Source organism: Frankiales bacterium, assembly GCA_016125335.1.
Classification (GTDB): Bacteria; Actinomycetota; Actinomycetes; order S36-B12; family CAIYMF01; genus Longivirga.
This window is the reverse complement of sequence record WGLY01000036.1, coordinates 65891-75350: the sequence shown is the minus strand read 5'-3', so window position 1 is coordinate 75350 and position 9460 is coordinate 65891. Positions and strand designations below refer to the sequence as shown.

5 protein-coding genes are annotated in these 9460 nt (G+C 66.0%); 4 read left to right on the top strand and 1 reads right to left on the bottom strand.

Translation table 11 applies throughout. The features are described from left to right. Positions 1–160: 160 nt before the first annotated feature. Together GC157_17455 and GC157_17450 are read left to right on the top strand one after the other, a co-directional pair. Positions 161–6475 carry a hypothetical protein gene (locus tag GC157_17455; GenBank protein ID MBI1379243.1) on the top strand — a complete coding sequence of 2105 codons (6315 nt, stop codon included), beginning with the start codon at positions 161–163 and terminating at the stop codon, positions 6473–6475. 295 nt (positions 6476–6770) lie between these two features. Beyond that, on the top strand, positions 6771–7004 hold the full coding sequence (locus GC157_17450; protein ID MBI1379242.1) for a hypothetical protein: 234 nt from the start codon (positions 6771–6773) through the stop codon (positions 7002–7004). 58 nt (positions 7005–7062) lie between these two features. Here the strand turns inward: GC157_17450 and GC157_17445 are convergent, their stop codons facing one another. Continuing rightward, positions 7063–7551: a hypothetical protein gene (locus GC157_17445; GenBank protein MBI1379241.1), complete on the bottom strand. Its 489-nt coding sequence runs from the start codon at positions 7549–7551 to the stop codon at positions 7063–7065. A 110-nt stretch (positions 7552–7661) separates the two neighbouring features. Here GC157_17445 and GC157_17440 point away from each other — a divergent pair, with 110 nt between their 5' ends. Beyond that, a complete protein-coding gene (locus GC157_17440) occupies positions 7662–8513 on the top strand; it encodes a nucleotide-binding protein (protein ID MBI1379240.1) in 852 nt (283 codons plus the stop codon). Between the two features lie 13 nt (positions 8514–8526). Then, positions 8527–8988, top strand: a complete 462-nt coding sequence (locus GC157_17435; GenBank protein MBI1379239.1) for a hypothetical protein — start codon at positions 8527–8529, stop codon at positions 8986–8988. The last annotated feature ends 472 nt before the right edge of the window (positions 8989–9460 follow it).

Sequence of the window (9460 nt, the reverse complement as noted above, 5' to 3'; positions counted from 1 at the left end):
GGTTCAACCACCGACGACTGCACAGCTACTGCGCAGACATTCCGCCCGCCGAGTTCGAAGCCAACTACTACCGTCAGAGCGCCGGCCTGGAAGCCCTCCAGCCGGGAGAACCGAGCCTCCACTGAACCCGGGGCGGTTCAGGTCGTCGTTGTCGGCGGCGATGGCGGCGGCGCAGGCGTTGAGGACGCCGGTGATCGTGGACGGGTTGACGACGCAGTATGCGCAGTCGACGGCGAACCCGGATGGGACCGTGTCGGTGGATCAGTACGCGGGTCCGGTGCGGGTGCAGGGTTCGGATGGGGCGTGGTCGCCGATCGACACGACGCTGGCCGCGGCTGGGGATGGGTGGCTGGTCCCGAAGGCGGGGCAGGACGGTGTGGCGTTCTCCCCTGGCGGTCAGTCCAGTGACTGGCAGACTCTGGCGCGGTCGGGGTCGGGCTCTACGGCGATCTCGTATCTGTGGCGGGGTCCGTTGCCGGCGCCGGAGGTGTCGGGGGACACGGCGCGGTATGTCGCGGTGGTGCCGGGGGTGGATCTGGTCCTGACGGCGCGGAATGTGGGGTTTGAGTTCTCGGCGGTGTTCACGGCCCGCCCGACCGCGCCGGTGCAGCTGCCGTTCGCGGTGTCGACCGTGTCAGGTGTGAGCGCGAAGTTGGACTCGTCGGGGTCGGTGGTGTGGTCGTCGAAGTCGGGGTTCGTGGCGCAGTCGTCCGCGGCGCGGATGTGGGATGCCCGGGTCGGGGATGACGGGGCGCCGCTGGTGGAGGCGTCGGTGGCCTCCGGGATGCCCGCGGCCGGGTCGACGACGGTCCCGAACGTCACCCTGCCGGATGCGAATGTGGCGTTCCCGGTGCTGCCGGTGACCCCGGGCCAGGGCCCGGTCCCGGTGGGGGTGTCTCCTTCGCGGGTGGCGGGTCAGGGGCTGCCGGGGTCGGCCGCGGATGTGGCGGCGGTGCTCGCGACCCTGCCGGCGAGTGCCCGGGGCTGGGTGTTGTCCCCGTCGGTGTCGCTGTTGTCGGACCCGGCGACGGTGTTCCCGGTGACGGTGGACCCGACGGTGTCATCCAACCCGGACTTCGACACCTATGTGCTCAATGGGGACACCAATGACGAGTCGGGGTCGGCGTATCTGCGGTTCGGGCTGACCGGCACCGGGTTGGCGCGCTCGTTCCTGCAGTTCACCTCGTCGGGGATCGCGAACACGCACATCGACTCGGCGTCGCTGTCGTTGTATGAGTACGACGCCCCCACGTGCTCGCACAAGTCCTGGACGGTGTGGCACACCGGGGTCGCGGGCACGGGGACGCGGTGGACGAACCAGCCGACCTGGTACTCGCAGTGGGCGACCTCGACCGACACCCTCGGCTACAGCGGGTCCTGCCCCTCGGGCCGGATCTACGCCGACGTGACGTCGCTGATGCAGTCGATCGCGAGTTCTGGTGCCAACACGGTCGCGATGGGTCTTCGGGCGGCGTCGGAGACCGACGCGTTCGGCCGCAAGGGCGTGTACTCGATGAGCTACACCTACCCGCCGCTGCTCTCGGTCACCTATCACCACTTCCCCGGCCCTGCCCGCAAGACGGCGGCCACGCCGGCGGCCGTCGTGGGCGGCACGACCTATCTGGGGTCGTTGACGCCGTCGTTCGCGCCGGTGCTCTCCGACGCCGACGGGGCACAGGTCCGCACCCACCTGAAGGTGCTGGATTCGACGGGGACCACGACGCTGTGGGACGGCTACTCCGGGTACGCCTCTCCCGGTGACCGGGAACCGTGGCTGCAGATCCCGTCCGGGATCCTGTCCAACAACACGGACTACGTGTTCAAGTTGTGGGGCAACGACGGCACCCTGGACTCACCCGAGGTCAAGACCATCCCCGCCACGGTGGACACCACCATCCCTGCGGTGTCCGGGCTCTCGTGCGCGAGCAGCATCACCCTGGGCGGGTTCAAGCCGGCAGCACCCACCTCGACGGTGGCGTGCACGGCGTCCACGACCAGCGGGACCTCGGGCATCGCCGGGGCGGACGTGTTCCTCGACGGGGCGCCCGTGACCGCGTCGGTGGCGTCGGGAACGATCTCCTTCACCCTGCCTGCCGACATGGGCGCAGACCAGTGGCACCAGTTGTCCGTGTCCGCGACCAGCAACACTGGCGCCGCAAGCGCGGAGGACACGTCCCGGTTCGGGTTCGGTGATGGCGTGATCGACACCCAGGCACCGGCGGATGCGTCCTCGTTCGCCATCCCGATCACCATCCAGGCTGCCTCCGGCGTCTCGGCCGTTCTGCAGTACCAGGACCCCGCCACCGGGACCTGGACCACCGTCCCCGACGCCGACCTCATCGATGCCACGGGTGGGTCGGTCACCCAGCCACTCACCCTGTCCAGCTCCGGGTCCACCTATGCCTCCGGGCAGGTCACCTGGAAGATGGCGCAGACCTACACCGAGGACACAGTCGCCCAGGTCCGAGCCTGCCTGCAGCTGACCAGCGGGGCGGACTGCTCCACGACCACGAACACCGCATTCACCGCCCCGGAGCAGGTCACCCTCGACCGCTCGGGGAACGGGTCGGCCTCCACCACCGTCGGACCGTTCTCGGTGTCCTTGCTGACAGGGTCGGTGTCCCTGTCCGCCACTGACGCGGACCTGCCCTCGTGGGCCGGTGACGTGAGCGTGGGCCGGTCCTACCAGTCCTACCGCGCCACCCAGGACTCCATCTTCGGGAAGGGCTGGACCAGTGCTCTGCCGTCCGCGGTGGGCACGGACTGGACCCGGATCGAGGACGCCGGGGACTACGTGCTGGTCTATGACTCGAGCGACATCCCGGTCGCGTTCACCAAGACCGGCACCACGTACACGCCGGACGCGGACAACACGGACCTCACCCTGTCCTACACCGCCGGTGCCACGGGCACCCACGCCGAGTTCACCCTCGCCGAGCAGGACGGCACCAGCTCCACGTTCGACTACCCCACCACCGGTACGGCACCCACCGGAACCGCCACGTCCACCACGGCCTATCCGTTCACCTCCAGCACGAACAGCAACCTGTCCGGGTCGACCTCGACCTACACCATCGACTCCTCCGGCAACGTCACTCGGATCCTCGCGCCCCTCCCGCCCGGGGTGAGCGCGACCTCGTGCGCGTCCGGGTCGATGTCGGGATGGGTCCCCGGTTGCGCCGACCTCGTGCTCACCTATGACGGCAACCACCACGTGACCGCGATCACCGAGCGCGGCTACAGCCAGGCCGCCGGCGAGTCCGGCGCAGCCCAGACCCAGTTCACCGCCGACATGGCCTGCTTCCACTACGACACCAACGGCTACCTCGACACCACCTGGGACGCCCGCGAGCAGACCACCTCCACCGGCACCTGCTCCTACACCGACCGGATCCGGGCCACCGGCTACGGGTACGACGCGACAAGCCACCGCCTCACCACCATCACCCCGCCCGGGCTGCAGCCCTGGACCGTCGGCTACAACGGCACCGGCTACGCCACCACCGTCTCCCGCACCCACTCCGGCGGCGGCACCATCACGACCACGCTGGCCTACGGCGTCGACACCAGCAACACCACCGGGGACAGCCACCCCAACCTGTCAGCAGGCACGATCGCCACCTGGGCACCCGCCGACATGCTGCCCCCCGTCACCGCGACAGCGGTCTACCCGCCCGGGGCCAACACCAGCGACCTGCGCGACGCGGCCATCACCGCCCTGGACGCCCAGGGCCGCACCGTGTTCACGGCCGGGTTCTCCGGTACCAGCCAGGCCGGCTGGCACATCACCACCAGCCACTACGACGTCAACGGCAACCCCGACTGGTCCCTGACCGCCCACGACCGCGACATCGCCCTCGACAACTCGACCTACGCCAGCGACTGGGCGGCGCTCGGCCTGCCGACCAGCACACCCACCGCCGACGTCGCTGACGCCCTGGCCAGCAAGACCGTCTACCAGCAGCTCGCCGCCGACGGGGTCTGGGACGCCACCGACACGTACGGCCCGATGCACCTGATCACCGTCGGCGAGGACACCGCCCCCGGTCGCACCCACATACGTTCCACCTACGGAACGTCCACCGCAACCACCGCGCCGACGAACTCCACCGTGACGACCACCGCCCCCACCCACACCGTGCTCACCACCACCGTCGGCGCCACCGCAGGGGCCTCGATCACCGGGGATAACTACGCCACCGTGTCCACCGTCACCAACGCCTACGGCATCCCCGACGGATCCGGCGGCTACCTCAACGACGGATGGCTTCTGCGAACCCCCATGCAGGTCACCACCGCCGTGCCCGGCGGCACCGACATCGTCGCCCAAACCATCATCAACTCTTCCGGACAGGTCACCGAACAGCGGCAACCGAAGTCCGCCAACACCTCCGGGACCGCCGGATCCCACACCACCCAGTACTACGGCACGGGGGACAATCCCAACGCCTGCCAATCCACAATCTGGTACGGCCAGGTCTGCAAGACCGGCCCCGCTACCGGGTCCGAGTCCGTCACCACGCAGACGTCATACGACGCGTACCTGAGGCCCACGGTCGTTGCAGACACAATGGGGACAACCACCCGCACCACCACGACCACATATGACAACGGTGGACAGTCCAGCCTCGTGCACTCCGTCGCCATCACTGGTGGGGCTGGGACGGCCGTGCCCAGCACCACCTTCGGGTACGACTCAGGCACCGGGCTGGTCACGTCGGTCAGCGATGGGACCGTCAGCATGGGCAGTGGCTACGACGACTTCGGCCAAATCAACGCCACCAGCGACGGCGCCGGCGGCTCCACCGCGATCACCTTCGATTCCGCAGGACGCGTCGACACTGTGACCGGAACTCAGAGCTCCAGCACGGTCTACTCGGCAACTTACGGCTATGACGGCGGTACCGAACATCGCGGGCTCACCACCTCGGTCACTTACGCGGGACTCCCCGCCGCCATCACCGCCACTTACGACGGAGACGGCAACATCACCACCCAGACCTTGCCTGAGGCCACCGGCGGTGGTGGAGACGTCACCGAAGTCTGGCGTTATGACCCCGCCGGACAACCCACCAACCTCGCCTACACCCAAGGCGGAAACAGCTTCGGCGTCACCGACACCGTCGACTACGACCCCGCCGGACGCTGGGCCGACGAAACACAACAAGCCACCGCATGGACTCGAACTTATGGTTACGACGGAGCAGGACGACTCATCACCGTCGGTGATTCCAATGGCATCGCCTGCGAAGCTCGTGCCTACACCTTCGACGCCAACTCCAACCGCACCGCCAAGACCACCTACCCCGACAGCGGCGGCACCAGCACCCCCAGCAACACATGCCAGAACAGCACCGGCGGAACCACCCTGTTCTCCAGCTACGACACCGCCGACAAGCCCACCATGTTGAACGGCGTCTCCGTCAGCAGCAACTACGACAGCTTCGGGCGCACCACAGAATTGAACTCCGCACTCACACCCACAGGCACGTCAGTCGCCAGCATCGACTACTACACCAACGACTTGGTCCACTACATGACCAACGGCACTACCGAGCAGTACTGGACTCTCGACCCAGCCGGACGCCTGGCCTGCCTGCGCGAGGAGGCAAACGGGACATCTGACAGCAGCGCATGCGGTACGCCCAGCGCCAATGGAGTGACAGACACTGTCAATCACTATCTGAACTTGACGTCGGACTCTCCCGCCTGGACTGCCACCGTGGACAATTCTACGGTTGATGTCGTCTCATACCTCCAAGGTCTCGACGACACGGACGTCGCGCAGCAGCACGACATGTCGGTCGTGTACTCCCTGGGGGATCTGCACGGCGACATCGTCGCCACAAGTTCGACGACGGCGGCGGGCTCCTTCACCTCGTCCATCAACCTGCCGGATGAGTACGGGATGGGAGTTACGGACGTTCGCTATGGGTGGCTCGGTGGCGAGCTTCGATCCACGGATGCGCTGGGGCGCTTGATCATTATGGGTTCGCGGGTGTACGACCCTGCGACAGGCATGTTCCTCAGTCTCGATCCGATCTTCGGGGGAAACGCAACTGGTTACTCGTACCCAGCGGACCCCGTGAATTCCTTCGATCTGTCGGGACTCATCTGCGGTGGGCAAGGGTTGTGTCTCGCCGGACCAGCTGGCGGTGCGTACGGAGCCGCTGGTCGCATCGCGGCAATGCGCGTGACACCGCTGAGCTCGCCGTCACGCGCCATCATATGGGGCAGTGCAGCTGCGATGGCGGCCGCGATCGCATACACGGTGTCGAGTGCTTGGCTCGCCTACGAAAGGACGCAGACCTCTACCACCATTGCATACAACGCAAAGAAGGACGCCAACGACAGAGAGCATCGAAAGAATAAGCGCAAGTCTACGAAACAGAAGCACGAGAAGGGCCTGGGGAGGAAGGGTCGAGACCGAAAGGGAGGTGAGAAGGCCGATGGGCGACGCATCCAATGGAAGTAGAAGTCAACAAAGTCACCTGAGTCGTTTTGTTCGGCAATCCGGCGATGAAACCGAGATCGTGATTGGTTTCGTTCTCAGAGTGACGGCCACTTGGGTACTGCTGGCACGAGTTTCTGATTCCATCGAGCTTGACGGCTGGTCCCTACTGCGGCGACCTCGCTGGCGTCGCGGAGAGGAGCCTGAACCGGAGGAGAGCGCATTCGTCGTGCGCGTCCTCCGCGCTCGCACCCAGTGGCCGCCGGCGCCGCCGCCAGGCAGCACAGGAGGTGCGTGGCCAGGCGGTGTGATTCAGCACGTGCTGGCGGACCGGCGAATGCTCGCGGTTTACACGACCGAGATGGACGTGGACGAGTGTCTCATCGGCTTGGTTGCTAGGTTCGACCGCCAGGCCATGGGACTCGATCTGGTCGGCACGAGTGGACTCATGCGCAATGAGCAGGAAACGTTCCGATGGGCGGACATAGTGAGGTTGGACTTCGGCGGCCGGTATGAGGAGGCGTTGGAGCTGTCCGTACGCCACCATCCGTAGTCCTAAGGGACGCCAGCAGGCGCCCTCAGGTGGCGAGAACGCTGTGCGCACTCAACGGTCAAATCCTGGAGGAGCGACGAGAAGCCGCTCGGGTGTGAAAGCGATGGACCAGAGCATTGAACACGAGTCGCGACTGCATCGAATCAGCAGCAACGAACAGGTAGTCGCATCGATTGGCGCTGAGGTCAGTCCATGTGGGCTCGGGCGCTGGTTCGAGAGGGACGGCGACGGCTGCGGGGGCCGCCGATTCGGTCGAGACGATGGCCGGCGGCGCCTCCGCGGCGGGGGTGGATGCCTCGACGTTGGTGGTCACCCACGCTTCCAGGGCAGCCCGGTGAGCTTCAACCTCAACCGTCAGCTCGCCCGTCCTGTTGTCGACCCAGCCGAGGCGCGTGTCCGTCTCGTCGGCCAGGTAGGTCCGATCATGGCCGTACTTGGCCATGTGCTCGAACGAATCTCCATGCATCAGTATCGGCGCGACGACTGACGTCATGAAGTCCGGTAGGTAGCCGGTCCAGTCGATCGATGAATGTCGGAGCTTCCTCATAGAGTGACAGGGCATAGACCGATGACCATCGGCACGCGACTAGCGACTTGGGATGCGAAGTGACAGAGCCCGAAGCGCCTCGCGGATCTGCGAGCGACATTGCTAGGAAGGTGTTTGTCGTTCACGGTCGAAACGAGTCAGCTCGCGCCGCCGTGTTCACATTCCTGCGTGCCATCGGGCTTGAGCCGATCGAGTGGAACCACGCCAGGTCCCTCACGGGCAAGGCCTCGCCCTACATCGGTGAAATCCTCACCGCCGCGTTCGACGCGGCGCAGGCCGTCGTGGTGCTCCAAACCCCTGACGAGGTCGCTTACTTGGTTCCGCAGCTCACTCATGAGGGCGACCCGGACTGCGATCCCCACACGCAGCCTCGGCCGAACGTGATGTTCGAGGCCGGAATAGCCATGGGCCGCGACGAGTCGCGTGTGGTGCTAGTTGAGTTCGGTTCGGTGCAGGCGTTCAGTGACGTTCACGGGCGGCATGTGGTTCGGCTCGACAACTCGGTGGGCAAACGTCAGGACCTGGCTGTGAGACTGCGCGATGCCGGGTGCTCGGTTCAGATGGATGGGAACGACTGGCACCTAGCGGGCGATCTCACTCCACCGGAGGCACCAGGGGGTGGTCTCGCACTCGGTCGACGGCTCCCCAGCACGAGAACCTCATCGACTCCGCGACTCGATGCGACGTACACGGAGGGTTCCAAGGGATCGGGCACGATCCACATCACCAACCATGGTCCAGGTGATGTTCTCGAGCTGAACTGGGAACCTCCCGAAGGCAACGCTGGATTACTGCGCGACGGAGGCGACTTCCCTCTCGCTCGGCTGCCACAGGCAAAGAGCGTCAAGATCCGCATGCTGCGGACGCTCGCCCACGGCTTGGGTTCTCATCTGAATCTCCGAGTCACGGGCATGACGGAAGATGGCAGACCGATAGACGAGACGCTGTTCGTAAGTCTGTGACGGAGGGGAACTCATGGAACTGCAGGTGTCCATACCGATCGATGACGACGGCTTCCTGCGCCGGGAGTGTCCGTCATGCATGGGCCAGTTCAAGTGGCATCACGGACCCGCTAGCGAGGCGGCGGAGACTGCGCCATCCGCTGAGATCTACTTCTGCCCGCTCTGTGGCGTCTCCGCGACGGTTGACCAGTGGTGGACTCAAGAGCAGTTGGAGTACGCGCAGGGTGTTGCCGTACCCCAGTTCATGAACGAGTTAACTGACGAACTGCGTGATGCGGTTCGTCAACCTCGGGACTCCTTCATCCAGTTCAGCGTCGAAGCGTCGGATGTTGCTGATGCACCTGCGCCGCTCGTAGAACCCAACGACATGGAGATCGTGGCATCACCCTGCCACGCCTACGAGCCGGTGAAGGTTCCCCAGGAGCTGCGCGGACCGTTCTTTTGCCTAGTGTGTGGCGCCGAGTTCGCCGTCTGATGTCGTGTGCGGAGGCGACCGATTTCGTGGGCGGAATGGTGAGAATGGTCCACATCGCCGCAGGTCCAGACTATGTGAACTGCTGACATCTGCGAGCTTCTGACCGGTGCAATTACCAAGAAGGGAGGCGAGCTCGCCTCCAGACTCCTCTTCTCTTGGGGAGTGGGAATCTCGCGGCCGGCCGGTCACTCGACGTGACCTGGCCGGCCGCGATTCTGCGCCCTGCCGCACGCGAAGGCCCCGTTGGCGCCGTCAACGCGACGGCGGAGCGCTACCTCCAGCTCGTGAATCGGACGCCCTCCGTGTCAACCACGGCCATACCGGCCGCGCCGGCGCCGCCCACGTCGGGTTGCCTGTGACGGTCAGCGGCAGCCGATAGCGTCATGCCGGGAGGATGACTGACCGAAACGGGGGCCGGACGTGCACGACCGACGAGCGCTCGACCGCGACGTCGGCCTCGACGCGTCGCCCG